1 rRNA gene is annotated in these 881 nt (G+C 59.0%); it reads right to left on the bottom strand.

Annotation, left to right across the window (positions count from 1 at the left end):
- Positions 1–87: 87 nt before the first annotated feature.
- Positions 88–881, bottom strand: a 23S ribosomal RNA gene (locus ACI79K_RS21105); the annotation flags it as partial.

Below are 881 nucleotides of genomic sequence, written 5' to 3'. Positions count from 1 at the left end.
GGTTCGTGCGTTCAGAACCGCACAGTGGACGCGAGACAAGTCTTCATTGGTTGACCCTGGCACAGACCCCTCGTGGTGGAGGTGTGTGTGGTCAAGCCCTCGGCCTGTTAGTACCGGTCAGCTCCACACCTTGCGGTGCTTCCACTTCCGGCCTATCAACCCGCTGGTCTGGGCGGGGGCCTTACCCGGTTGACCCGGTGAGAGACCTCATCTTGAAGCGAGCTTCCCGCTTAGATGCTTTCAGCGGTTATCCCTGCCGAACGTAGCTAACCAGCAGTGCACCTGGCGGTACAACTGGCACACCAGAGGTTCGTCCGTCCCGGTCCTCTCGTACTAGGGACAGCTCTTCTCAAGTCTCTTACGCGCGCGGCGGATAGGGACCGAACTGTCTCACGACGTTCTAAACCCAGCTCGCGTACCGCTTTAATGGGCGAACAGCCCAACCCTTGGGACCTACTCCAGCCCCAGGATGCGACGAGCCGACATCGAGGTGCCAAACCATCCCGTCGATATGGACTCTTGGGGAAGATCAGCCTGTTATCCCCGGGGTACCTTTTATCCGTTGAGCGACACCGCTTCCACATGCCGGTGCCGGGTCACTAGTCCCAGCTTTCGCTCCTGCTCGACCCGTCGGTCTCGCAGTCAAGCTCCCTTGTGCACTTGCACTCGACACCTGATTGCCAACCAGGCTGAGGGAACCTTTGGGCGCCTCCGTTACATTTTGGGAGGCAACCGCCCCAGTTAAACTACCCACCTGACACTGTCCCTGATCCGGATCACGGACCGAGGTTAGACATCCAATTCGACCAGAGTGGTATTTCAACGGCGACTCCACGAACACTGGCGTGCCCGCTTCGCAGTCTCCCACCTATCCTACACAA

This window comes from Blastococcus sp. SYSU DS0616, assembly GCF_054051015.1.
The sequence above is the reverse complement of the archived record's forward strand: the minus strand, read 5'-3'. Positions and strand labels throughout refer to the sequence as shown.